General features: G+C 71.1%; 20 protein-coding genes. 7 read left to right on the top strand and 13 right to left on the bottom strand.

Features of this window, described 5'->3' with window-relative positions; all coding sequences use genetic code 11:
* Positions 1 to 15: 15 nt before the first annotated feature.
* Together ACYVL2_RS04630 and ACYVL2_RS04625 are read left to right on the top strand one after the other, a co-directional pair.
* Positions 16 to 1,008, top strand: a complete 993-nt coding sequence (locus ACYVL2_RS04630) for a glycosyltransferase family 2 protein (protein WP_460540654.1) — start codon at positions 16 to 18, stop codon at positions 1,006 to 1,008.
* Complete coding sequence (locus tag ACYVL2_RS04625; RefSeq protein WP_460540652.1) at positions 1,005 to 1,976, top strand: lysylphosphatidylglycerol synthase domain-containing protein; 972 nt, start codon at positions 1,005 to 1,007, stop codon at positions 1,974 to 1,976. The genes ACYVL2_RS04630 and ACYVL2_RS04625 overlap by 4 nt, the downstream gene beginning before the upstream one ends.
* Here the strand turns inward: ACYVL2_RS04625 and ACYVL2_RS04620 are convergent.
* Genes ACYVL2_RS04620 through ACYVL2_RS04600 form a run of 5 tightly spaced genes read right to left on the bottom strand, consistent with a single transcriptional unit; the run spans position 1,901 to position 7,605 of the window.
* Entirely contained in the window at positions 1,901 to 3,040 is a 1,140-nt protein-coding gene (locus ACYVL2_RS04620) for a glycosyltransferase family 4 protein (RefSeq protein WP_460540650.1), read from the bottom strand. The two genes, ACYVL2_RS04625 and ACYVL2_RS04620, sit on opposite strands and share 76 nt — an antisense overlap.
* Complete coding sequence (locus tag ACYVL2_RS04615) at positions 3,037 to 4,173, bottom strand: exonuclease/endonuclease/phosphatase family protein (protein ID WP_460540648.1); 1,137 nt, start codon at positions 4,171 to 4,173, stop codon at positions 3,037 to 3,039. Before ACYVL2_RS04615 ends, ACYVL2_RS04620 begins: the two co-directional genes overlap by 4 nt.
* A 3-nt stretch (positions 4,174 to 4,176) precedes the next feature.
* Entirely contained in the window at positions 4,177 to 5,127 is a 951-nt protein-coding gene (locus ACYVL2_RS04610) for a UbiA prenyltransferase family protein (RefSeq protein ID WP_460540646.1), read from the bottom strand.
* Positions 5,069 to 6,205 (bottom strand): NAD-dependent epimerase/dehydratase family protein, encoded by a 1,137-nt coding sequence (locus ACYVL2_RS04605; protein ID WP_460540644.1) that lies wholly within the window; start codon positions 6,203 to 6,205, stop codon positions 5,069 to 5,071. Before ACYVL2_RS04605 ends, ACYVL2_RS04610 begins: the two co-directional genes overlap by 59 nt.
* On the bottom strand, positions 6,199 to 7,605 hold the full coding sequence (locus ACYVL2_RS04600; RefSeq protein ID WP_460540759.1) for an aspartate aminotransferase family protein: 1,407 nt from the start codon (positions 7,603 to 7,605) through the stop codon (positions 6,199 to 6,201). Before ACYVL2_RS04600 ends, ACYVL2_RS04605 begins: the two co-directional genes overlap by 7 nt.
* 293 nt (positions 7,606 to 7,898) lie before the next feature.
* On the opposite strand from ACYVL2_RS04600, the gene ACYVL2_RS04595 reads away from it, so the two are divergent.
* The gene (locus ACYVL2_RS04595) at positions 7,899 to 8,927 is read left to right on the top strand and encodes a glycosyltransferase family 2 protein (protein WP_460540642.1); all 1,029 of its coding nucleotides are present in this window, start codon (positions 7,899 to 7,901) and stop codon (positions 8,925 to 8,927) included.
* 65 nt (positions 8,928 to 8,992) lie between these two features.
* Here ACYVL2_RS04595 and ACYVL2_RS04590 read toward each other — a convergent pair whose 3' ends face one another.
* Positions 8,993 to 9,991, bottom strand: coding sequence for an aldo-keto reductase family protein (locus tag ACYVL2_RS04590; RefSeq protein ID WP_460540640.1), 999 nt, complete (start codon positions 9,989 to 9,991; stop codon positions 8,993 to 8,995).
* A 17-nt stretch (positions 9,992 to 10,008) separates the two neighbouring features.
* Positions 10,009 to 10,821 (bottom strand): AfsR/SARP family transcriptional regulator, encoded by an 813-nt coding sequence (locus ACYVL2_RS04585; RefSeq protein WP_460540638.1) that lies wholly within the window; start codon positions 10,819 to 10,821, stop codon positions 10,009 to 10,011.
* Between the two features lie 527 nt (positions 10,822 to 11,348).
* Between ACYVL2_RS04585 and ACYVL2_RS04580 the strand changes: the two genes are divergently transcribed.
* Entirely contained in the window at positions 11,349 to 12,764 is a 1,416-nt protein-coding gene (locus ACYVL2_RS04580; protein ID WP_460540636.1) for a cellulase family glycosylhydrolase, read from the top strand.
* A gap of 61 nt (positions 12,765 to 12,825) precedes the next feature.
* Here ACYVL2_RS04580 and ACYVL2_RS04575 read toward each other — a convergent pair whose 3' ends face one another.
* Positions 12,826 to 13,038, bottom strand: coding sequence for a hypothetical protein (locus tag ACYVL2_RS04575; RefSeq protein ID WP_460540633.1), 213 nt, complete (start codon positions 13,036 to 13,038; stop codon positions 12,826 to 12,828).
* Between the two features lie 247 nt (positions 13,039 to 13,285).
* Here ACYVL2_RS04575 and ACYVL2_RS04570 point away from each other — a divergent pair, with 247 nt between their 5' ends.
* Positions 13,286 to 14,524: a transglutaminase domain-containing protein gene (locus ACYVL2_RS04570; protein ID WP_460540631.1), complete on the top strand. Its 1,239-nt coding sequence runs from the start codon at positions 13,286 to 13,288 to the stop codon at positions 14,522 to 14,524.
* A gap of 44 nt (positions 14,525 to 14,568) precedes the next feature.
* Positions 14,569 to 15,369: a cytochrome c biogenesis CcdA family protein gene (locus ACYVL2_RS04565; protein ID WP_460540628.1), complete on the top strand. Its 801-nt coding sequence runs from the start codon at positions 14,569 to 14,571 to the stop codon at positions 15,367 to 15,369.
* 39 nt (positions 15,370 to 15,408) lie between these two features.
* Here ACYVL2_RS04565 and ACYVL2_RS04560 read toward each other — a convergent pair whose 3' ends face one another.
* From ACYVL2_RS04560 to ACYVL2_RS04540, 5 genes are all read right to left on the bottom strand, one after another.
* Positions 15,409 to 15,990, bottom strand: coding sequence for a TlpA family protein disulfide reductase (locus ACYVL2_RS04560; RefSeq protein ID WP_460540626.1), 582 nt, complete (start codon positions 15,988 to 15,990; stop codon positions 15,409 to 15,411).
* Positions 15,991 to 16,346: 356 nt separating this feature from the next.
* Complete coding sequence (locus tag ACYVL2_RS04555; RefSeq protein ID WP_460540757.1) at positions 16,347 to 17,171, bottom strand: phosphotransferase enzyme family protein; 825 nt, start codon at positions 17,169 to 17,171, stop codon at positions 16,347 to 16,349.
* Positions 17,168 to 18,325 (bottom strand): signal recognition particle-docking protein FtsY, encoded by a 1,158-nt coding sequence (ftsY, locus tag ACYVL2_RS04550; protein WP_460540624.1) that lies wholly within the window; start codon positions 18,323 to 18,325, stop codon positions 17,168 to 17,170. Before ftsY ends, ACYVL2_RS04555 begins: the two co-directional genes overlap by 4 nt.
* Positions 18,326 to 18,343: 18 nt before the next feature.
* Positions 18,344 to 21,904: a coiled-coil domain-containing protein gene (gene smc / locus ACYVL2_RS04545; RefSeq protein ID WP_460540622.1), complete on the bottom strand. Its 3,561-nt coding sequence runs from the start codon at positions 21,902 to 21,904 to the stop codon at positions 18,344 to 18,346.
* A gap of 225 nt (positions 21,905 to 22,129) precedes the next feature.
* The gene (locus tag ACYVL2_RS04540) at positions 22,130 to 22,318 is read right to left on the bottom strand and encodes a hypothetical protein (RefSeq protein WP_460540619.1); all 189 of its coding nucleotides are present in this window, start codon (positions 22,316 to 22,318) and stop codon (positions 22,130 to 22,132) included.
* 319 nt (positions 22,319 to 22,637) lie between these two features.
* Between ACYVL2_RS04540 and ACYVL2_RS04535 the strand changes: the two genes are divergently transcribed.
* The gene (locus tag ACYVL2_RS04535) at positions 22,638 to 23,369 is read left to right on the top strand and encodes a CAP domain-containing protein (protein WP_460540617.1); all 732 of its coding nucleotides are present in this window, start codon (positions 22,638 to 22,640) and stop codon (positions 23,367 to 23,369) included.
* Positions 23,370 to 23,627 lie beyond the last annotated feature (258 nt).

Genomic DNA, 23,627 nt, shown 5'->3' with positions numbered 1-23,627 from the left:
CGCCAGGATCGGGGCATGTCCACACCGCTCACTGACTGGTCGGTCATCATCCCCTGCCACAACGCGGCCAAGACGTTGCGTCTGTGCCTCGCTTCGGTGTTCGAGCAGACCGCGCCGCCCGGCGAGGTCATCGTCGTCGACGACGCCGGCACCGACGAGTCGGCGGCGATCGCCGCCGAGTTCGACTGCCGGGTGATCGAGCAGCGGCCCAACCGGGGCCCGGCCGCGGCGCGGAACCTGGGGGCCGCGCACGCGGCCGGGAAGGTCCTGTTCTTCCTCGACAGCGACCTGGCGTTGGAGCCCGACGCGCTCGAGCGCGCCTCGGCCGCGCTCGCGGCCGATGCGGACACCGCCGTCGTCCAAGGCGTCTATGCTCCCGAGCCGCTGGTCGACGACGGCCCGGTCGAGCGGTACAAGGTCCTGTTCGAGCACCGCTGGCGGACCCGCGTCGCCGGGACGGGCTCGGCGACGCTCTTCGCGCTCACCGCGATCCGCGCCGAGGCGTTCGAGGAGACCGGCGGCTTCGACGAGTCGCTGCGCGACGGCGAGGACGTCGAACTGGGCACGCGGCTGCGGCCGCACTGGACCGTCCGCACCGACCCGGCCGTGCGCGGCCGCCACGACGACGTCGACACGCTCATCGGACTGCTCGCCGAGCAGTGGCGGCGTTCGCTGCGGTTCGCCGAGCTGCTGGTCCGCTCCCGCCGCTCGAAGGGCCCGGGGCAGACGGTCCGCACCGTCTCTCTGGGACCGGCCACGGTCCTGTCGTGCGCGTTCGTGGTGGCCGGTCTGCCGGCCGCGCTGTGGTGGCCGCCGCTGGCGGCCGTTCCTCTAGTCGCGGCGGCGGTGTTCGCGGTCGCCAACGTCGGGCTGCTGCGTCTGGCCGCGGCCCGCGGCGCCGGATGGGTCGCGGCGGTCTTCGGACTGCATCTGCTGTACGTGGCCACGGCCGGGCTGGCGGCGCTGGTCGGCGTCCTGCGCCCGGCGGTGTGGACGGTGCGGCCGTGAGCGCGGGGCGGTGGGCGCGGACGCGCCGCGTGCTGTGGCGGATCTCCGGCGTCGCGGTCATGGTCGCGGTGGCGGCCGCGATCTGGACGGCCATGCGCGGGCAGGACTGGAGCGAGGCGGCGGCGTTCGCCGACACCGAGCATCTGCCGCTCATCGGGCTGTCGGCGGCGGTGAACCTGGTCGGGCTGATGCTGGCCATGCTGTCGTGGCGGGCTCTGGCAGACGGTGGCGGCAATCGGGTGCGGGTCGCCGACGCGGCGAAGATCTACTTCGCGGGGATGTTGGTGAAGTACCTGCCGGGGCGCTTGTGGACGCTGCTGGTGAACCTGCGGATGGGGGCGGGCGCGGGCATCCCGGCCTCCCGCATGACCGGCGTGTACTTCCTTAACATCGTGGTCATGGTGGCCACCGGCATGCTGGTCGGCCTGCTGGCGGCCCGGACCGCCTTCGGCGACCGGTGGGCGTGGGTGGCGGCGGCCTCGCTTCCGGCGCTGGTGCTGTTCGCCCGCCCCCAGCTGGTCGACGTGGCGATGCGCCTGATGTCGCGGCTGCTGCGGCGATCGCCGGTCGAACTGCACTACGGGTCGGGGTCGATCCGGAGGGCGCTGCTGCTCCAGACCGGTTCCTGGATCGTCGGCGGGCACCACTTGTGGGCGCTGGTCGTGGCGGCCGGGGCCGACCCGCTGCGGTCCTATGCCCTGTGCGTGGGCCTGTTCGGGCTCGCGACCGTCGTCGGGGCGCTGGTGCTGGTCGTCCCCGACGGCCTGGGAGTGCGCGAGGGCATCCTGACGGCGACGCTGACACTGGTGATGCCGCTGCCGCTGGCCGCGGCCGTCGCGATCACGAGCCGGGTGGTGGCGACGGTGTGCGAGCTGGTAGCAGCGTTGGCGGTCTACCTGTGGGCGGCGCGGTCGGCGGCCTCGTCGAGAGCCTCGACGTACCGGTCCAAAGTCGATTCCATGGAGTAGGCCGCTCGGGCGGCCTCCGCGCCGCGCGAGCGGCGCTCGTCGTCCCAGAGGCACACGCGCCGCAGCGCCTCGGCGAGGTCCGGCGGCCGCCCCGCGGGTACGAGTTCGCCGAAGCCGGTGGTGCGCACCGGCACCCGCATGCCAGGCAGATCGCTGGCGACGACCGGGACACCGGCCATGAGCGCCTCGGTCTGGGTGATCCCGAAGGACTCCTCGGCGACCGACGGCAGCGCGAAGGCGTCGATAGAGGCGTGGAAGTCGCCGAACTCGGCCTCGTCGAGGCGGCCGAGGAACCGGACCCGCTCGTCGCCGGCGGCCTGCCGACGCAGCTCGGCGGCGACGCCGCCGCCGGCGACACCGGACTCCTCCCCCGCCAGCAGCAGGCGAGCGGTCGGGTCCGGCCAGTGCTTGAAGGCCGCCACGAGATGGTGAAGGCCCTTCTCGGGAGCCATGCGTCCGAGGAAGCCGACGTGCGGGCCGGAGCCGTCGCGGAACGACGGCCGTCCGCGCCCGCGCAGGCGGCACGGCGGCGGGATCTCGTGGACGCCGCTGCGCCGCATCGAGTCCCAGTGCCGGGAGCCCTGCGCGTGGTCGAGGTTGGAGACGACCACGCCGGCGCTGCGGCGGATCGCGGCGGCGACCGAGCGTTCGACGACCGCTATCTGAGCCGCGGCGAGGAGGCCGCCGCCCGGCAGCCACACGTCGTCGTGGTGGTGGCACACGATCGGCGTGCCCGCGGCCGCGCGGGCCACCGGACCGGCCTCGAGCATCGGCAGGTGCAGGTTGACCACGGCCGAACGCCGCGCGACCTGTCCGGCCAGGCCGACGAACTCGGGGCTGAGGACGCCGCGGCCGATCCGGGCGGCCACGCGGGACCGGAAGACGTGCACGCCGCCGAGCACCTCGCGGCGAGGCAGCGCCGCCTCGTGCCGGGAGGCGACCACCGCCACGCGGCGGCCGCGCGCGGCCAGCGACTCGGCAACGTCCCGGGCGACCTGGGTCAGGCCGCTGGTGTAGGGCGCGTAGTAGTTCAGGACGACGCAGGCGTCGAAGCGCTCGTTCACCGCTCCCCCAGGTCCAGTCCGAGGAGCTGCGGCTCGTGATCGGACAGGTCGGCCTCGTCGGTGAATCGGTAGTCGGTGACGGCCGCGCCGCCGCCGACGCAGGCCCAGTCGAGCCGCCACAGCTCCGGGAAGCCGAAGCGGCGCTTGGGCCAGCTGGCCGGGTACACCTCGCCGTCGGGGTCGGGGCAGTCCAAGTGGTCCTTGAGCGTGGCGATGGCGCCGCTGACGGCGCTCGAGTTGACGTCCCCGGCGACGAGCACCGGATTCGGGTTGGACTCCAGGTCCTCGACGAGGACGTCGACCTGGGCGGCGCGGCGGTCGAACTGCGCGCGCACGTTGTCCCAGAACTCGCCGCGGAACACGCCGGCCCCGTCGGTCGGCACCGGGACCGACAGGTGCAGGTTGTACATCGACACGATCCGGCCCTCGACGTCGAGGTCCGTGCGGAGGATCTTGGTGGTCCAGTAGGCGTCCCAGTCGTCTTCGGGCGGCGCGCCCGGATCACCGGGCGCGATGAGCCCGGTGGTGTCGAGGGCGCGCTGCTCGACGATCGGGAACCGGGAGATGGTCACCATTTCGCTGGCGATGGCGATGTGCCAGCCCTCGAAGTGCTCGCGCAGGGCCTCCTCGTCGTCGATCGGCACGACCCGGTCGGTGCGGGTCAGGTACTCGGTCAGCAGGAAGACGTCGGCGTCCTGGTCGAGCAGGAAGTCGTAGAACTCGCCCGGCTCGTTGAACCGGGTGTGCCAGTAGTCGGTGTTCCAGGAGAAGACCGTCAGTTCGGCGTCACCGGCGTCGCTCTCGCCGTCGAAGAGCGCGCCGGGGTTGACCCCGAGCATGGGGGCGACCAGGAGCGCGCTCGCGGCCGCCGTGACCTCGACGCGCCAGCGCGCGCCGCGCGCGATCCAGATGCCGGCGATCGCCAGCACGAGCGGCGGCAGGGCCATGGCCGGGGGCGGGATCATCTCGGCGACCGACCACCACCAGAGCTCGCCGGCCAGCAGCAGGTGGGCTATCAGGAAGGCCGACCAGGCTATCGCGGCGGCGACGACGATGCGGGTGGCCCAGCACCAGCGTCGTCGCGGCGCGGCCTCATCGCCGGTCTCGGTTGCGGATTCGCGCAGTGCGGTCACGGTTCACAGTCCTCCGGTCCACAGGTTCGGATCGATCACGTTGTAGGCGGCGACGATCGCCGCGCTGGCCAGGGCGATGGCGACGAGCACGGGGTCGCGCAGCAGGATGCGGGTGGGGTCGCCGTCGCCGCCGCGCACGGCCAGGAGCTGCAGGTAGCGGAACAGCCCGGCGACCAGGAGCGGGACGCCCAGGAGCGGCAGCGGTCCGGTGTCTCCGGGGGAACCGGGGCCGTGGAGGGCGAACAGGAGGAACGTGGCGGTGGCGAGTCCCGCGGTGATGGAGACGTACTGGTCGAGCAGGGCCGAGGTGTAGCCGGACAGTGCCGCGCGGTGGGAGGTGCCGGCGACGACCAGTTCGCGGCGCCGTTTGCCGAGGACGAGCAGGAGGGAGGCGAACAGGACCGACAAGACGACCAGACCGGAGGGGGCGGCGCCGAGCGCGAGGTAGCCGGCGACGGCGCGCAGCGGGAAACCGGAGGCGACGCAGAACAGTTCGAGCACGGGGACGTCGCGGAGCCTGCGGCTGTAGGCGAAGTTGACGAGCGCGTAGGCGGCGATGGGGACGGCCAGGATCGGGGCGACGGCCACGGCGGCGATCGAGGCGGTGGCGCAGGCGGCGGCGAGGGTCCAGGCGCGCGGGAGGGTGACGGCGCCGGAGGCTATGGGGCGGTGGCGTTTGACCGGGTGGTGGCGGTCGCGTTCGCGGTCGGCGATGTCGTTGACCGCGTAGACCATCGCCGAGACGGCGGTGAAGGCCGCGATGGCCAGTGCCAGCTCGTCCCAGGCTTCGATGGTCCACAGTCGGGGGTCGATGAGCGGGAGGGCGACGGCGAGGTTCTTGACCCACTGGCCCGGGCGGAGCAGGGCGAGTGCGGCTCCGGCGCGCCTGGGGCGGCTAGGCCGGTCCGCTGCGGCCGCGACCGGTGAGGGCGCCTCGGTCTTGATGCTGGTCATGGCCTCTCCCTTTGTCGGTTCCCTTGGCTCGTGCGGGGAAGCAGACTTTCGCGCTCGCGAGCAGGCCCTGCTTCCAGCGGTCGGCGGAGGTGGCCCCGGCCGCACCGGGGTCGGACTGCGGGCGCGAACGCCACCAGCGGTAGGTGCGCAGGACCGCCTCGCGGTTGGAGTGCCGGGGCGCGAAGCCGAGGCGTTCGCGCGCCTTCGATATGTCGACATAGGAGTCGGCTTTGAGTTTGCGGACCAGCCGGTCGTAGACCGGGGAGAGCTTCACGGCCGACGCCAGGCGAAGGGCGGCCACGGCGGGTCCGGTCGGCAGGGAGCGGACGCGGCGCCCGTGCCCGGCCGCGTCCAGCACGGCTTGGAAGTCCTCCCGCAGCGTGGCGAACTCGGCGGCGCCGACGTTGTAGGCGTCGGCGGCGGTCTCGTCGGGCGCGGCCAGGACGGTCGTGACCGCCTCGACGAGGTCGTCGAGGTCGAGCATCTGGATGCGGACGTCGCCTTTGCCGATGATCGGGAAGTCGCGTCCTTCCTCGGCCCATTCGAACAGCATCCCGAACAGGCCGAGGCGGCCCGGTCCCAGGAAGGTCTTGGGACGCACGATCGAGGTGCACCGCTCGGAGGCGCGGGCGGCGACGGCGCGCTCGGCCTCGGCCTTGGCGGCGCTGTAGGCGTCGACCGGTTCGTGCGGATGGTCCTCGGGGGTGGGGACGTGCTCGGGGAGGCCGTAGACGGCCGTCGAGGAGATGTGGACGAGCCGGTCGACGCGCGCGGCCGCGGCGGCCTCCAGCACCGACTCGGCTCCGCCGACGGTGATCGAGCGGATGTCGGCCTTGGGGTAGGACGGCAGCGCCGAGGCGCAGTGGACGATGGCGCGGCAGCCGGAGGCGGCCCGGGCCAGTTCGGCGCGGTCGCGGACGTCTCCGGTGACGGCGCGGAGCCGGTCGGACGGCGGGACCTCGCGGCGGTCGTAGGCGACCACTTCGGTCCCTTCGGACAGCAGGCGGGCGGTCAGGTTCGAGCCGAGGACACCGGCGGCGCCGGTCACCAGGACCGGCGAGGGCAGCTGGTTCACCACAGGTGGCTCACCTTCTGCTTGAGGAAGCGGCGCACCAGTTTCCCGACGCCGACCGACAGGGTCTCCTCGATCGCCTCGAGGCAGCGCCGGACTTCGTCCAGGGGCGTCACCAGCGGCGGCCCGATCACGACCGGGTGGTCGCCGTTGAGGGTGTAGTAGAGATAGATCCCGTGGTTCTCGTACATGGCCTGGAGGAAGGCCGAGGCCATGAGCTTGTTGCGGAATCCGGGGTCCTTGGACAGTCCTCCGGGGACGAGTTTGAGCATCGACTCGACCAGGCCGGGGTTGCTCTTGAGGAAGAGCCCCCACAGCGCGCCAGAGCCGTTCACTTCGGCGATCTCGTCGGGGAACGCCTTCGCGATCCGCTCCAGGCCGGGTCGGAGGATCGCCTCGATGTCGCGGGCGCGTGCCGGGTAGTCGTCCTCGACTGCGATCTGGATCGCCTCGATGGCGGTCGCGTTCTCCTCGCCGAAGCCGTAGTAGGTGGTGCTGGTCGTCTGCAGCAGCGCGTCGCCGAGGTTGTCGTAGGCCTTGCGGTAGACCGGTCCGCGCACCACGAACGCGGAGACGGACGACTTGCCGCCGCCGAGCGCCTTGGAGGTGCAGACGATGTCGGGGATCAGGCCCTCGTACCGGGTGAAGTGGAACATGGTCCCGGTCTTGCCCCAGCCGGTGTAGATCTCGTCGAAGATCAGGACGATGTCCTCCTGATCGCACAGTGCGCGCAGGCCGAGCAGGAACTCCTCGGAGCACCGCCGCATCGTGGAGGCGCTGAGCGGCTCGATCAGCAGGGCGTAGACGTCGCCTTTGTGGGCGGCGACGGCCTCGCGCACCGAGTCGAGGTCGTCGTAGGCGAACTGGGCGATGCCGGGGATGGTGGGGAACTGGAAGCGGTTCCCCTGGCTCGCGGACAGGCCGCCCGATCCGAGCAGTTTGCCGTGGAAGGCCGAGTCGGCGCGCAGGACGGTGCCGCGCTTGCCGCGGTGGTATTTGTAGGCGCACTTGACCGCGCCTTCGACCGCCTCGGCCCCGGAGTTGGGGAAGAAGGCGTGGTCGAGGTCGCCGGGGAGGACCTGGGCGATGTTGTGGCTCAAGGCCGCCAGGTACGGCGAGAAGTACGTCTTGTGGACCTCCATGCGCTGCCGTTCGGCGAAGCGGCGGCGGGCCTCGAGGATGCGCGGGTGGTTGTGCCCGTGGTTGAGCACGCCCACGCCTCCGGTGAGGTCGGTGATGCGCCGGCCGTCCTTGAGGTACAGGTAGCAGCCTTCGGCGCGTTCGACCAGGTCCCGGCCGAAACCGAAGGAGCTCATGAGCGAGACCTGGCTGGAGTTGACGTAGTCGCGGTAGAGCCGCTGCACCTCCTTGAGCGAGAGTTGCTCGGCTGCTTCGATGTCGATCAGTTGCAAGGTCGGAACTCCGATCGGACGGGCCTGGTTCCACTGGTCAGGGTCACTTCACCCAACGTAGGGGCGGGTGCTGGAGCCGGGCTCGACGCGACCTAGAGCGCGCCTTAACCACCTTCCGTGCCATTGACATCACCGTTCGTGATCACCATCCGATGAGGACCGCGCGGGCGCATCGGCGCGGTCACCCCGCGTAGTCCAGATCGGCTCCATTCGGGATCGGGCCCGGATCCAAGGCCGATGCCTACCGTGGGGAGCGCCGAAGTCACCGCGACCTCTTGGAGCTGATAGTGGAAACGACTCCGCGCTCGACCGATGCGGCCACGACCGTCAGCGTCGTCATCCCGTGCTTCGACGACGAGGACGCCCTGCCGCTGTGCCTGGAGGCCGTCAAATCCCAGACCAGGCCCCCCGATGAGCTGATCGTCGTGGACGACGCCAGCACCGACTCCTCGGCCGAGGTCGCCGAGCGCTTCGGCTGCCAAGTGATCCGGCACGATCGCAACCGCGGCGTCTCGGCCGCCCGGAACCGCGGCATCGCCGCCGCCTCCGGCGACCTGCTGTTCTTCATCGACTCCGACATCGTGCTGCACCCCGACGCCATCGAAGCGGCCGTGGCGGCGTTCGAACGCGACGGCGACCTCGACATCGTGCACGGCGTGCTCGACCCCCACCCCCTGCCGGGCAGCGGCGCCGTCGGCCGCTACCTGGTCGGACGCGAATCCCATCTCCTGCACCGCTCGGTCGGCAGGGCCAGGCTGGCCCGGTTCTCCGTGGCGGCCGTGCGCCCGTCCGTGTTCGAGCGCTTCGGAGGTTTCGACGAGGGACTGCGCGACTGCGAGGACATGGAGTACAGCGCCCGGCTCGGCGGAGCGGTCGGCATCGCCATCGACGCCGGCATCCGGGTGCGCCACGACGGCGAACCGAACCTGCCGCGGGCGCTGGCGATGATGTGGCGCCGGTCGGTGCCGCTGCCCGACATCGCCGCCCGCTTCAAGCACATGAAGTTCGAGCGGATGAACCGGATCTCGACGCTGGCGGCGGTCTGCGTGACGCTCGCGGCGCTGGCGGGCTCGGTCCTCTATCCGCCGCTGCTCATGGTCGCCGCCGCGGCGATCGTCGCGGCGCTGGTGAGCGAGCGCGGTCTGCTCGGCTTCGCCCGCGCCCACTACGGGCTGCCGGCCGCTTGCGGCTTCGCGCTCATCCACCTGTCGGTGCTGGCGGTGACCGTCTGCGGGATCGCGGTGGGGCTGGCGTCCCGGGTCCTGACGGGGCGGAGGCCGGCTCCGCAGCGGAGTGTCGACCACGCGACGCACTGACGCGAGATCCGAAACGACGCGGGCATCGACCGGGCACTGGCCCGGTCGATGCCCGCGATCGCGGTTCAGGCCGCGTCGAGCCGGGCGAGGGTCTCGGCGTCGAGCTCGAGATCCAGGGCCCCGAGCGCCACTTCGAGCTGAGCGACCGAGCTGACCCCGATGACGGGGATGACGGTGGCGCGGTGGGCCATCATCCAGGCCAGCACGACCTGGGCCGGGGTGGCGCCGAGGTCGGCGGCGACTTTGCGGACGCACGCGATGCGCGCCTCCGATCCGGCGTGGTCGTAGTCGACCGGTTCGGGCGGCGGGCGGCGGTCCTCGCGGTCGAAGACGCCGCCGGAGAGCGGTGAGTAGGCGAAGACGGCCACGTTCTCGGACTCGGCGTAGTCGAACACCTCGTCGGTGGCCGGCAGTTGGATCGCCTCGGGTGCCGGGACCGTGGCAGGGCGCGGGTACAGGTACGTGTAGCGCAGCTGGATCGCCCGGTAGGCCGGCAGCCGCCGTTCGGCGGCGATGGCCCGGGCCCGGTGGAGCCGCCAGGTGGTGTGGTTGCTGGCGGCCAGCGCCTTGGCCGTGCCGTCGGCGACGAGCGAGGCGAGGGTCTCGACGACCTCGACTTGGTCGGTGGACCGGTCGTCGACGTGCGTGTAGTACAGGTCGATGGTGTCCACGCCCATGCGTTCGCGGCTCTGTTCGGCCTGTTCGCGGATGCGGTCGGGGGCCAGGCCTTCGCGGTTGCGGCCGCTGTAGGGCTCATCGTCGCGGGCCCGGTGCGCGCCGACCTTGGTGGCCACCTGCATGCGCCCGGCCATGCCTCGGTCGGCCAGCCATGCGCCGATGAGCGTCTCGCTTTCGTCGCCGGTGCCGCCCTCGGCCCAGAACGCGTAGCAGTTGGCGCTGTCGAGCAGGTTGCCGCCGGCCTCGGCGTAGCGGTCGAGGATCCGGAAGGCCTCGTCGCGGTCGGTCTTGGTACCGAAGTCCATGGTGCCCAGGCACAGCCGCGAGACTTCGAGTTCGGTCTCGCCGTCGGCGCCCGGGGAGGGGTTCAGGACGTGCTTGCGCATCGCTTTCCTCTCTCGATTCATCGGTGTTGCGTGGTCAGTCGGAAGTGGGCGTCCCAGACCTCGCCGGGGGGCTTTTCCGCGATCAGGTCGCCGAACAGGTTCTGCACTCGCTGGGAGGGGTTGATGCCCAGGTCGTCGTTGAGGCGTCGGCGCAGGTCGTGGTAGGCCATCAGGGCTTCGCCGCGGCGGTCGGCGATCGCCAGGGCGAGCATGAACAGCATCCACAGGCGTTCCCTGAACGGATGCTTGCCGATCAGGGTGGCCAGTTCGGCGATGGTGTCGAGTCCGTGGCCCTCCTTCATCTGCAGGGCGATGCAGTGCTCGACGGCGTCGAGGTAGTGCTCGGCCAGCCGCCCGCGTTCGCGTGAGGCGAGCGGCCCGATCGCGCCGTGGAGGGCGATCGCGCCCGACCATTGGTCGATGGCGCGTCGCAGGGCCTCGTGGGCCTGGTGGAGGTGGCCGGCCCACAGCAGCGCCATGCCGGTGCGGCGCTCGGACTCGAACTCGTCGACGTCGAGTTCGATCGCGTCGGGTGCGACCGAGTATCCGGGGTGGAGGGAGCGGACGAGGGCGTGGTCGCGTGATTCGGGGGCGACCAGGCGGCCGCGGAGGCGGCTGACGTAGGTGTGGACGACGTTGACGGCGCTGGCCGGGGGTTCGGCGCCCCAGAGGTCTTCGATGAGTTGGTCGACCAGGACGGGTGCGCCGCGGCGGAGGACCAGGGCGGCGAAGCATTCGCGTTCGCGGGACGGGCCGAGGTGGATCTCGTGGTCGTCGCGGGCGGCGCCGATGGGTCCTAGGAGACGTACGGCGGTCGGACTTGCTCGCATGATTTCCTTCCGAGTGGAGAGGTGTCTCGGGGTCGCAGGCAGGCGGAACCGACGGGGCCGAGGGCGCCGATCGCCTTTGATAGCGCTCCCATAGGAGGGTCCGTGAGACGGATGGTCGCTGCCGGTGCGACCCGCGGGCTGGAACGCGCGAGGGGATTTGTATAAAAGCGACTGTCCCTATGTGGTACATAGGGGCGCGGCAATCATAGCAATCGTGATCGCTCGGCGACCGTTCGGATTGTGGCACCTGCCATAGGCGGGCAGATGGCCCCAACTGGGGCTTCTCCGCCGAGTCCACGCCGAACAGCGGTGAGGCACGCATCGTGTATGATTTGCATCACTGCGTGAACCGGTTCAGAAATCTCCGCCGCAGAACCGCTGGGAGTGCCGCCGCTCGGCCCGTCTCGCGACCGGTCGGTATGGGCATCCGGGGCAGCCCTCCTCAGATTGTTGACCGCCATAAATATTTATGCTTGTCTATACTCAGGTTGGGATTAACCGATTCACCTCAGATCGAAGGATCCATAATGAGTACCGAAGAACCCACGGGCCGCACGGTCCGCGGCGGGCGCTCGTGGCGCCGTTGGCTGCTCGCCGCCGGCACCGCGCTCGCCGTCGCCGCCACCGGGATGTGGGCACTCCTGCCCGCCGGCGCCCAGACGAACGGCTTCTCCGTAGACGGCACCCGGCTCATCGACGCCAACGGCAACCCGTTCGTCATGCGCGGCTCCAGCCACCCGCACGTGTGGTACCAGAGCGAGTTCGACAGCTACGGGGAACTCAGCGATCTGGGCGCCAACACCGTCCGCGTCGTCCTCGGCTCCGGCCAGCGTTGGGGGCCGACCCCGGCATCCGAGGTCGCCGACATCATCGACGAGTGCAAAGCGCACCAGCTGATCTGCGTCCTCGAAGTCCACGACACCACCGGATACGGCGAAGAGGGCGCCGCCGCCACGCTCGACCAGGCCGTCGAGTACTGGAAGAGCGTCAAGAGCGCCGTGGACGGCCAGGAGGCCTACGTCCTCATCAACATCGGCAACGAGCCGTGGGGCAACCAGAACACCTCCGGCTGGACCGAGGCGACCAAGAGCGCCGTCCAAGAGATGCGCTCGTCCGGATTCGACCACACCCTCGTGGTCGACGCCCCCAACTGGGGCCAGGACTGGGAGGGCGTCATGCGCGACAACGCCCCCGAGGTCGCCGCCGCCGACAGTCACGGCAACACCGTCTTCTCGGTCCACATGTACGAGGTCTACGGCTCCTCGCAGAGCGTCACCGACTACTTCGACGCCTTCGCGGCGATGAACCTGCCGCTCATCGTCGGCGAGTACGGCCACACGCACAACGACCAGCCCGTCGCCTGGCAGACCGTCCAGAGCGAGGCCCAGGCCCGCGGCATCGGCTGGATCGCCTGGTCCTATTCGGGCAACAGCGGCGGCGCCGAGGACCTCGACCAGGTGCTGAACTTCGACCCGAACCAGCTGACCGCCTGGGGCGACGACGTCTTCAACTCGCAGTACGGCGCCGTCAACACCGGCCAGCGCGCCAGCGTCTTCGGCGACCCGCCGGACGAGACCACGCCGCCCGACGAGACGACCCCTCCGGACGAGACGACTCCCCCGGAGGAGACCACGCCACCGACCGGGGGCGACTGCACCGCCGAGATCACCGTCGTCAACGACTGGGGCTCCGGCTGGCAGGGCAACGTCACCGTCACCGCCTCCGGCGGCGCCCTCGACGGCTGGAACCTCAACTGGACCTGGCCCGGCGGCCAGACCGTCCAAAGCCACTGGAACGCCGACCTGACCCAGTCGGGCAACCAGGTCACCGCCGGCGACGTCGGCTGGAACGGCTCCATCGCCGGCGGCCAGAGCCGCGAGGTCTTCGGATTCATCGCCAGCAGCGGCGGCGTCTCCCCCGCCGTGACCTGCAACGCCGCTTAACCGAGCCATAGAGCGAACGGGCGGCGGGTTCTCACCCGCCGCCCGTTCTCATGCAACGCGGTCAGCCGTTCTTGGTCGGCAACTGGAACTTGCCGACCCCGCCGTTCGGCAGCTGCGAGCGGAAGTTCGACTTCTTGGAGCCGATCGGCTGCTTGCTCTTGCCGGCCTTGCCCTTCTTGCCGCGGGCCTGCGCACGGCGCTCTTCGCGGTTGAGCGGCTCGGCGGCCTCTTGCGGCTCCGCTGCCTCTTGCGGCTGGGAGGATTCGGCGGTCATGGTGGGATCCCTTCTGCAGTAGCGCTGAAATGACGGAGCGGGGCTCGACGTCGAAAAAACCGGGCATTCGGCGCGACGCGCGTCGGCGCTCGCAATGCCAACATATGGCTCGCCGTCGCCGTCACCAGGGAGGCGGCGCACACAGCGGCCGAATCATCTCTAAAGGATCATGTCCCACACTCTAGCGGTCCCGGCCGCCGAGGGCAACGGAGTTTGCGGCCCGGGCGCCGGTGACTAGGCTCGAGGCATGAGCGCTGCCCCACGGCGGGGCCCGCGAGCCGCCGGTGCCCCCCGCCTCGCCCGCGTCCGCACCATCGCCCAGGACGCCATGCGCGGAGGGCGCTGGTGGACGCTGCTGGACCTGGAGAAGACCCTCCGCGCCGACACCGACTTCTGGCGGGACCTGTGGGCCCCCAGCCTGGCCATAGCCGCCCACAAGGTCGGCCTGCCGAGCGCCCGCGAGCACCTCGACGAGGCCGTCGACGCCGGCTTCCACCAGCTCGACCTGTTCGAGCCCGAGCTGTCGGCGGCGTTCGGATCCGACGCCGACTGGCACCGGGTGCTCGAACGTGCCCGCGCCAACGTGCCCGGGCCCGCCCTGCGGATCACCTCCTGGCCCGAGCCGGGTCCCGCCGCGGCCCTCCGGCTCGAACGCATCGCGCCGCACCGCGAGGCGGCGCTGCGCCGGCGCCTGCCGCCGTCGAAGCCCAGCGCCTGGCAGACCGCCCGAGACCTGCTCGCCTGGACCAACGGGCTGTGGCGGCACGCCAACGCCTGCATCAACGCCGGCGACTCGCTCGACATCCTCGAACAGGTCGCCAACGGCGCCCGCTACTCGTGCGTGGAGTACGCCACGGTCCTGGCACAGGCCCTCAACGCCCTGAACATCCCGGCCAGGCGGGCCGACCTGCGGCGCGGCGACTACCACGACGGCGTCGGCAAGGGCCACGCCGTCGCCGAGGCCTGGATCGACGACCTCGACGCATGGGTGCTGCTCGACGGGCAGCACGGCTCCTACTGGGTCGACGAGCGCTCCCGGCCGCTGAGCCTGCCCGAGCTCCAGGAGCGGACGCGCCCGGCCCGACCGGTGAGCGTGGGACCGCGCGACGGGATCGACGATCCCGCCCTGTGGTCGGCCTACTTCGCGCACGCCTCGGTCACCGGCGCGGCGTGGGCGCCGGAGGGCTTCGTGCCGGTCTTCCAGGGCCGGTTCACGCTCGAGACCGAACGGCTCCTGCGGGACCCGGCCGACGCCTATCCGCGCCTGTCCGACCTCGCCGTGGCCGTCACCTCGATCGACGGCGCGCCGGCCGTCCAGGTCGAGCCGAGCCACCCGTACGCCGTCGGCGGCGCCATGGACGGCCAGACGAGCCCCAAGGGCGCCTGGCGGCTCGATCCGGGTCCCGGCGAGCACCGCGCCGACATCGCCGCGGTGACGCCCTACGGCGTCCTGGCGGCGCGCGAGCTGTGCTGGACCGCGAGTTAAGCACCCCGTAAGGCCAATTTGTGATCCCACTCACAGTCGGGGCCGTGACCGGCACGCAGAATGGGGCCATGCAGGAACTGCCCTTCGCCCTCGCGCTCGTCGCCGGAGCCGTGGCCGCGGTCAACCCGTGCGGATTCGCGCTCCTGCCGGTCTACGCCGGCTTCCTCATCGCCGGAGAGCGCGACGAGGAGGTCTCGCGGTGGCGGGCGCTGGGCCGGGCCGGGCTGTTCACCCTGGCGATGACGATCGGGTTCGTGGTCGTGTTCGGCGCCTTCGGGCTGCTGGTCTCCACCGCGGCGGTCGGCGTCACCTCGTTCCTGCCGTGGATCACCATCGTCGTCGGCATCGCGGTCGCCGGCGCGGGGGTGTGGCTGCTGCTGGGCCGGGAGCTGCCGACGTTCATGCCGAGGCTCGGCGGCCGTGAGGTCAAGCGGTCCATGGGCTCGATGACGATGTTCGGGCTGTTCTTCGCGCTGGCGTCGCTGTCGTGCACCGTCGCCCCGTTCCTGGCGCTGGTGGCCCAGACGTTCCGATCGGCCTCGGTGCTCGGCGGCACGGCGATGTTCCTCGCCTACGCGCTGGGGATGACGCTGGTCATCGGCGCGGTCTCGGCGGCGATCGCGTTCGCCCGCGAGGGGATGCTGAGGTGGATGCGGCGGCAGTTCCCGAAGGCGATGCGCCTCGTGGGCTTGCTGCTGGTCGTCGCCGGGGTCTACGTCGCCTACTACGGCTGGTGGGACCTGCGGGTCATCGGCGGCGGCGATCCGAGCGACCCGGTGATCGAGGCGGCCATGTCGGTGCAGCGGTTCTTGGAGGAGCTGGTCAAGTCGGGATTCGGGCGCTGAGGCGCCGCGTCCCGGCATCGGGCCGCGGCACTCGAGTCCTCAGAGCAGTGACTCGACGGCCTCGTCGAGGTCGCCTTCGCTGAGCGATCCGCTCTCGACGATCTCGCCGTCGGCGTCGAGCACGACGAAGGTGCTCTGGCTGACCACTCCGAAGGCGTTCCGGAGCTCATAGTCGCGGTCCTCGATGTGGACGATGTCGCCGGTGCCGGTCCGGTCGACGAAGGCCCTCCTGTCGTCGTCGCCGCCGGCGGCGTACTGGCCCGCCCCGGAGACGCCGACGATGTCGATCCGGTCGCCGTGCTCGTCGAAGAGGCCGGAGACGGTTCCGCCCTGGCTCTGGCAGATCGGGCAGTCGTACTCCCAGAACCACAGCACCGTCGGGTCGCCCGCCAGCACGGCGCCGTCGAAGTCGTCGCCGTCGACGGTGGCGGCGGAGAAGTCGAGCAGTTCGGGCACGGGCACGGCCTCCTCGGCGGGCGCCGAGGCCGCGGCTTCGGTCGTCTCCTCCCCCGCGGCCTCCTCGGTCGCGGGCGCCTCATCGGGCGGCTCCTGCTGGGAGCCGCATGAGCCCAGTACGACGACGGCGGCGATCAGACCGGCGCCGATGGCGATGCGTTTCAACTGACGATTCCTCCCAGGGGTTGCTGGCCTTGCCTCCATCGTCGCGCGAGGAGCCCGTCGCGAGCGCGTGAGCGGACCTTACAAGGCGGTGAAATCCGGACCGGTCGGGAATCGACATATGGCGATGTATTGACAGGCAAACGCTCGCTCGGTATGTTGGGCTTCAATTCCCTCGAAACCCTTCGATACCCGATCGGTCAACGAACCACGAGGCTCCCGTCTCCGAGCGGTTTGGGAGCGCTCCATTGTGGCACCGCATCGCAGATGCGGGACCGCGTCCGTGCCATCGGCACCCTCCGACCAGTGGTGGGGGCATCCGTCGACTCCCGGCTCGCCGGCGGGCCCTCACCACTCCCCTAGCGCAAGGCCTCGTCCAGCTTGTAGCGCTCGGCGTCCAGCAAACGCAGGTCGCGCGCCGGCCGCCGCAGGTGCCCCTTCTGCACGATCCGCTCGAAGGTCGGGTCACCGGCCTGCGCCATCCGCCTGATGCCCTCGATGTGGTCGACGATCCGCTTGCGGATCACCTTGATGAACCGCGACCGGTCCCGTTCGGACAGCCCGTAGGAGTCGGCGAACAGCCGCAGCCGGCGCGCCCGGTCCGGCTTCTTCCAGCCCAGAGTCATCGAATCGCGGTCGGTGAAGACCGGCACCCACGTCCACGCCGCATACGCGACGTCGTAGATCCGCGCGCCCGGACTGGCCAGGTCGAAGTCGATCAGCGACAGCGTCCCGTCGGGACGCCAGACCACGTTGTGCGGCGCCGCGTCGTGGTGGCAGATGACCTCCGTGTCCGGCGGCGGCGGCCCGAACGACCGCCACGTCGCCCCCGGCGGAGTCCGGAAACCGTACTGCGCGTCGTGGAACATCCGCAGCATCTTCCCGACCGCGACCAGCGTCTCGTCGGTGGTCCAATGCGGAGCCAGCGGGTACTTGCCCGGCTCGCCCTCGACGAACGACAGCACCTCCCGGTCGTGCTCGTCGATGCCCAGGGGCCGCGGAGCGCCGGTGAAGCCCGCCTGGTCCAGGTGACGCAGCAGGGCGTGGACCGCGGGAGTCCAAGGGCCGGTGTTGCGCCGGACCGTGTCGCCCAAACGGACCACAGTGCTCGTGTTGCCGCCGATCAGCGGAATCTCGTCTTGGCTCACCGGTCCCCGCCGTGCCCGAAGTGTCTCTGACCTCAGTCGCCCGCGCCATCGACGACGGCGTCGACGAACTCCCCTACCTCGAACGGGGCGAGGTCGTCAGGACCCTCCCCGAGTCCGACCAGCTTAACCGGTACCCCCAACTGCCGCTGAACCGCGATGACGATACCGCCCTTGGCGGTCCCGTCGAGCTTGGTGAGGACCACGCCGGAGATCTGGACGACCTCGCCGAAGACCTTGGCCTGCTGCAGGCCGTTCTGGCCCGTCGTCGCGTCGAGGACCAGCAGCGTCTCGGCCACCGGACCCTGCTTCTCGATGACGCGCTTGACCTTGCCGAGCTCGTCCATCAGACCGGTCTTGTTCTGCAGGCGGCCCGCGGTGTCGACCAGGACCACGTCCGCGCCGTCGTCGGCGCCGGCCTTGACCGCGTCGAACGCCACCGACGCCGGGTCGGCGCCCTCGTCGCGGCGAACCACCGTGGCGCCCACTCGCCCGCCCCAGGTCTCCAACTGGTCGGCGGCCGCGGCCCGGAACGTGTCGGCCGCGCCGAGAATGACCGAGTGCCCGTCGGCGATGAGCACTCGCGCGATCTTGCCGCAGGTGGTGGTCTTGCCCGAGCCGTTCACGCCCACGACCATGATCGTCGCCGGACCGTCTCCGGCGGGCGGCTCGGTCGCGATCGACCGGTCGAGATCCGGCTCGAGGGCGAGGGTCAACTCATCGACCAGCAGCCCGCGGAGTTCTTCGGGGCTGCGGGTGCCGAGGACCTTCACGCGCTCCCGGAGCCGCTCCACGATCCGGGTCGTGTCGGCCACGCCGACGTCGGCGGTCAGGAGGGTGTCCTCGACCTCCTCCCAGACCTCGTCGTCGAGCTTGTCGCTCGACAGCAGGGACAGCAGGCCCTTGCCGAGGGCGTTGTTGGACCGGGACAGGCGCGAGCGGAGCCGCACCAGACGCCCGGCGGTCGGCGCGGGGACCTCGACCGCCGGCGCCTCGGGTTCGGGCACCCTCTCCGGCTCGACCTCGGGCTTCGGCTCGACCTCCGGTTCGGCGCGCTCGCCGAGACGGGCGGACTTCGACCGGCGGTAGGCGATGAGCGCCACTCCGCCGACGGCCACCACCAAGGCGATGGCCACGATCAGCCAGACAGCCAGGTCGTTCACAGAACCCTCCAGTAAGTCGCAGTGCACCATCACTGTACTGGGAGCGCCTCAGTCCTCGTCGCGGGAGAACTTCTGGCTGATCACCTGTGTCACGCCCGAGCGCATCGTGACCCCGTACAGGGCGTCGCCGATCTCCATCGTGCGCTTCTGGTGGGTGATCACCAGCAGCTGCGAGTTCTCCCGGAGCTGCCTGAGCAGGTCGAGCAGGCGCCGGAGGTTGACGTCGTCGAGCGCGGCCTCGACCTCGTCCATGAGGTAGAACGGGCTCGGGCGGGCGCGGAAGATCGCGCACAGCAGCGCCAGCGCCGTCAGGGACCGCTCGCCGCCGGACAGCAGCGACAGCCGCTTGACCTTCTTGCCGGGCGGTCGCGCCTCGACCTCGACGCCGGTGTGGAGGAGGTCGTCGGGCTCGGTGAGGACCAGTCGGCCCTCGCCGCCGGGGAAGACGGTCTGGAAGACCTGCTCGAACTCGCGCGCGGTGTCGGCGTAGGCCTCGGCGAAGACGTTCTGGATGCGGTCGTCGACCTCCTTGACGACCGTGTGGAGGTCGGCGCGGGTCTTCTTGACGTCCTCGAGCTGCTCGTTGAGGAACTTGTAGCGCTCCTCCAGCGCCGCGAACTCCTCGAGCGCGAGGGGGTTGACCTTGCCGAGGAGCTTGAGCTCGCGCTCGCCGCGGGCGGCGCGCTTCTCGACGATCGCGCGGTCGAACGGCGCCGGGTCGGGCGCCGGCCGTCCCTTGTCCTCGGCCTTGGCGACCTCTTCGGCGCTGGGCGGGACCGGCCGGTCGGGGCCGTACTCGTTCAGCAGGGTCTCGATGTCGATGCCGAAGTCGGTGCCGGCCTTCTCCTCGAGCTGCTCGATGCGCAGCCGCTGCTCGGCGCGGGCGACCTCGTCGCGGTGGGCGGCGGAGGTGATGCGCTCGAGCTCGGCGGCGGTCATGCCGGCGCGTTCGCGGAGGTCGGCGAGCGCGGCTTCGCGCCGGGACTGCTCGGCGGCGATCCGGTCGCGCTCGATCGCGGCCGCTTCGAGGGACTCGGTGAGGCGGACTCCGGCGGTCTCGGCGGCGTCGAGCATGAGGCCGGCGACGGCGGCGCCGCCGGCGAGGGCTGCCCTGCGGGCTTCGGCGCGGGCGCGGGCGGCGCGCTCGGACTGGGCCTGGCGGTCGAGGGCGTCGGCGCGGCCGGCCAGCGCTGCGGCGCGCTCTTCGGCGGTCCGGACCGACAGGCGGGTCTCCATCTCGTTCTGGCGGGCGGCTTCGAGTTCGCGGGTGAGCCGGTCGCGTTCATCGGTGGAGGGCTCCTCGATCTCGGGTTCGGCTTCGAGGGCTTCGAGCCGGGCTTCGAGGTCGGCGAGGCCGGCGGTGTCGGTCTCGCGGGCGCTCTCGGCGCGTTCCTTGGCCTGGGCGAGCCGCGCGACCTCGGCTTCGGCGCCGCGGGCGGCGGCGCCGAGTTCGGCCAGCCGGCGGTTGACGGCGTTGTGGGCGGCCTCGGCCTGGCGCTTGGCGGCCTGGACCTCGTCGGCCGCGGCTTCGGCCTCGGCGTGGGCGTCGCGGGCGTGGTCGAGCTGCTCGCGGAGCTGCGCGGCCAGGGATTCGGCGGCGATCTTGCGGTCGCGGGCCTCGTCGACGGCGGCCTGGACCTCGATGTAGGACTGGCCTTTGGAGGAGCCGCCGTGGGCGGTGGCGGCGCTGAGGACGTCGCCGTCGCGGGTGACCGCGGTGAGCTCGGGGTGGGCGGCGAGGATGGAGCGGGCGGCGTCGAGGTCGTCGGCGACGACCATGCCGGCGAGGACGGCGCGGACGGTGCCGGTGAGTTCGGCGGGGGCCGAGACGACGTCGGCGACGGCCTTGTACTCGGGCGGGACGGCGACGTGCGGGGCGGGCGCGGCGATGTGGCCGTTCTCGACCAGGAAGGCGGCCTGGCCGCCGTCCTCGTCCCGGAGGACTCTGAGCGCGGCGGTGGCGCTGTCGGCGTCGGTGACGGCGACGGCGTCGGCCAGGCGGCCGAGCGCGGCGGCGAGGACGGCCTCGTAGCCGGGTTCGACGGTCAGGAGCGCGGCGACGGACCCGAGCATGCCGGGGAGTCGCTCGTCGCGGGCCAGGAGCGCCGCGGCGCCGTCCTTGCGGCGCAGTCCGACGGCGAGGGCCTCCTCGCGGGCGGCCTGCTGCGAGGCGTCGCGGTCGGCCTCGCGCTCGGCTTCGGTGAGGCGGTCTACTTCGGACTTGGCGGCGGCGATACGGGCCTTGGCCGCATCGAGCCGCTCGTCGAGTTCGGCGTCGGCTTCGACGGCCTCGCCTTCGGCCTCGGCTTCGGCGTAGGCCTCGGCGGCGGTCTCGGCGCGCTCCTTCGCTTCGGCCAGCGCGATGCTGGCGCGTTCGAGCTCTTCGGCGGCCGCGGCGGTGCGGCTGCGCAGGGAGTCGACGCGGCCTCGGAGGGTCGCGAGGTTCTCGCGGCGTTCGGCGGCGGCCTTGACGGCGCCGACGATGCGCTGCTCGGCGTCGGCGAGCGCCGCTTCGGTCTCCTCGCGGGCCTCGACGGCCGAGGCGAGGCGCTCGGAGTCCTCGGCGATGCCTTCGCGCAGTTCGATCTCCTGCTCGCGGATGCGCTCGGCCTCGGTCTCCAGGACCTCGGGGTCGCGTCCGGGGCGGTCGTCGCCGCCGTCCTCGGAGAGGTAGCGGCGGCGCTCGGCGGCGACCTGGGCGGTGGAGCGGAGGCGTTCGGCGACGGCTTGGAGCCGGTACCAGGTCTCCTGGAGGCGGGCGAGCCGCGGCTTGTCGGCGGCGTGCGCGGCCTCGATCTCGGTGATCTGCGCGGAGAGGCGCTCGTGCTCCTCGGCGAGCACGGCCTTGCGTTCGCGCAGGGCCTCCTCGTCGGCGAGGTCTTTGGCGATGTTGTTGCGCAGGCCGGTCAGGTCGTCGGCCAGCAGTCGCAGGCGGGCCTCGCGCAGGTCGGCCTGGATGGCCTGGGCGCGGCGGGCGAGTTCGGCCTGGCGGCCGAGCGGCTTGAGCTGGCGGCGCAGTTCGGCGGTGAGGTCGGAGAGACGGTCGAGGTTGCCCTGCATGCCTTCGAGCTTGCGCAGCGCCTTCTCTTTGCGCTTGCGGTGCTTGAGGACTCCGGCGGCCTCTTCGATGAACGAGCGACGGTCCTCGGGGCGGGCGTGGAGGTAGGAGTCGAGCTTGCCCTGGCCGACCAGGACGTGCATCTCGCGGCCGATGCCGGCGTCGGAGAGGAGGTCCTGGACGTCGAGGAGTCGGCAGCGGTCGCCGTTGATCTCGTATTCGCCCTCGCCGGAACGGAACATGCGGCGGGTGATCGAGACTTCGGTGTAGTCGATGGGGATGGCGCCGTCGGTGTTGTCGATGGTGAGGGTGACTTCGGCGCGGCCGAGGGCGGGGCGCCCGGTGGTGCCGGCGAAGATGACGTCCTCCATCTTGCCGCCGCGAAGGGATTTCGCGCCCTGCTCGCCCAGGACCCACGCGATGGCGTCGACGACGTTGGACTTACCGGAGCCGTTGGGGCCGACGACGCAGGTGATGCCCGGTTCGAAGCGCAGGGTCGTGGCCGAGGCGAAGGACTTGAAGCCCTTCAGCGTGAGGCTCTTGAGGTACAACGATCTACTCCCTGGCGCGGGTCTGCCTGGTCGGCGGGTCGGTCTAAGACTACAAGCCCGCACCGACCAGGGCTGACATATCGTGTCGGGCTCCGGCGGGGGCGGCGGGTCCGGTGGAGATTCCCCGCAGGGGGCGTGGGGAAACCGGCGAAAGGGCCCGAACACGACAATGCGCGCCGGCTGGCCTGCAGCTGGCGCGCGTGTTCTGCGGTGTGCGAGAGACGACTAAGTCAACGCGGGCTCGGACAGCCGCATCAACTCCTCGGCTTCATCGTGGTGAACCTCGTTCTCCCGAGCGCGGAGCTCGGCGAGTTCGGTCTCGAGGCTGCGTACTCGCGCACGTAGTTGGACCACTTCTTCGAGCAGGCGCTTGTTCGGCGCCTGGCCGATGTGGCCATAGAGGGCTTTCGCCATAGTTTCTCCTTGCGATCGCGTCGTTTGGTGACGGTGGTGTACGCACCATGAATAACGTCGCATCTACTGAGTGAATTTTTTGGCTTCCAGGGCCAGGTGCCCTGGCCGGGACCAGCGGAGCACGGCTCGTGAACACTGATCGCCTGTGAACATCATCCGCCCGCGCGGCCGTCCTCGTCAAGGTTTACACATCCTTTGTCCCCCGAATTCGACGGGGGTCACACCCGGCGGTCCACGTCACGTCTTCGCTGCTGATATGGTGCCCGACAAACCGGAATTACCATCATCTAACTCCCCGTGATGAGGCCGTTTCACTCCGATGAGCCGACCGAAGGGCGGGCGTCACCGCAACGCCGCCGACAGTCGTCGCCGGATGTTCCTCGCGATCATCCTGGCCTTCGCGCTCAGCGGCGCCGCCATCTCACTTTGGGCGCTCGACTCCCCACTCGATGACACCGCGGCCCCCGCCGGTGACCACCCCACCTCGAGGCTGGGCGACTCGGCCGCCGGCGACGACGCCCGCACGGACGTCCGGATCGACGACGCGTCAATCCGACCGCAGGAGGCAGAGGAAGCCCCCACCACCGCGGCGCCGAGAGAAGAGGAACCGACCGCCGACCCCGAGCCGGATCCGGAGCCGGAACCCGACCAGAACGGCGGCGGCGAGCCCGAGCCGGACCGCACCCGCGAGGACGCGATCGTGCAGCTGGTCAACGACGAGCGCGCCGAGGCCGGATGCGGGGAGCTGCGAACGGACGGCCGACTCGACGACGCGGCCCGCCTCCACGCCGAGGACATGGCGGCCAACGACTACTTCGCCCACGAGTCGCGTGACGGCCGCGGCCCGACCGACCGCGCCGCCGAACAGGGCTACGAAGGCGGCGTCGGCGAGAACATCGCCATGGGCTACCCGGACCCGGCCTCGGTCATGGACGCCTGGATGAACTCCGAAGGCCACCGCGCCAACATCCTCAACTGCGGATACAGCGTCATCGGCGTCGGCATCGCCGAACGCGGCGGCACGATCTACTGGGTGCAGAACTTCGGCTGAGGCACGAAGCCGAACGGAGGGTGCAGCGGCTGAGGTACGAAGCCGAACGGAGGGTGCAGCGGCTGAGGCACGAAGCCGAACAGGAAGCGCAGCGGCCGAGGTACCGGGTGGACTGGCATTATCCCAGCTCGGATTCGGTCGTAACCCCTTAGTGTCGGCCATCTGACTCAACGCTGGACTCGGCGATTACAAGCGGTCATCCTGGGATAGCCGCCTGAATGGGCGAGCGACTGGGGAGGCGTGCAAGAAACCTGAAGG

The organism is Glycomyces halotolerans (genome assembly GCF_054779575.1).
The sequence above is the reverse complement of the archived record's forward strand: the minus strand, read 5'-3'. Positions and strand labels throughout refer to the sequence as shown.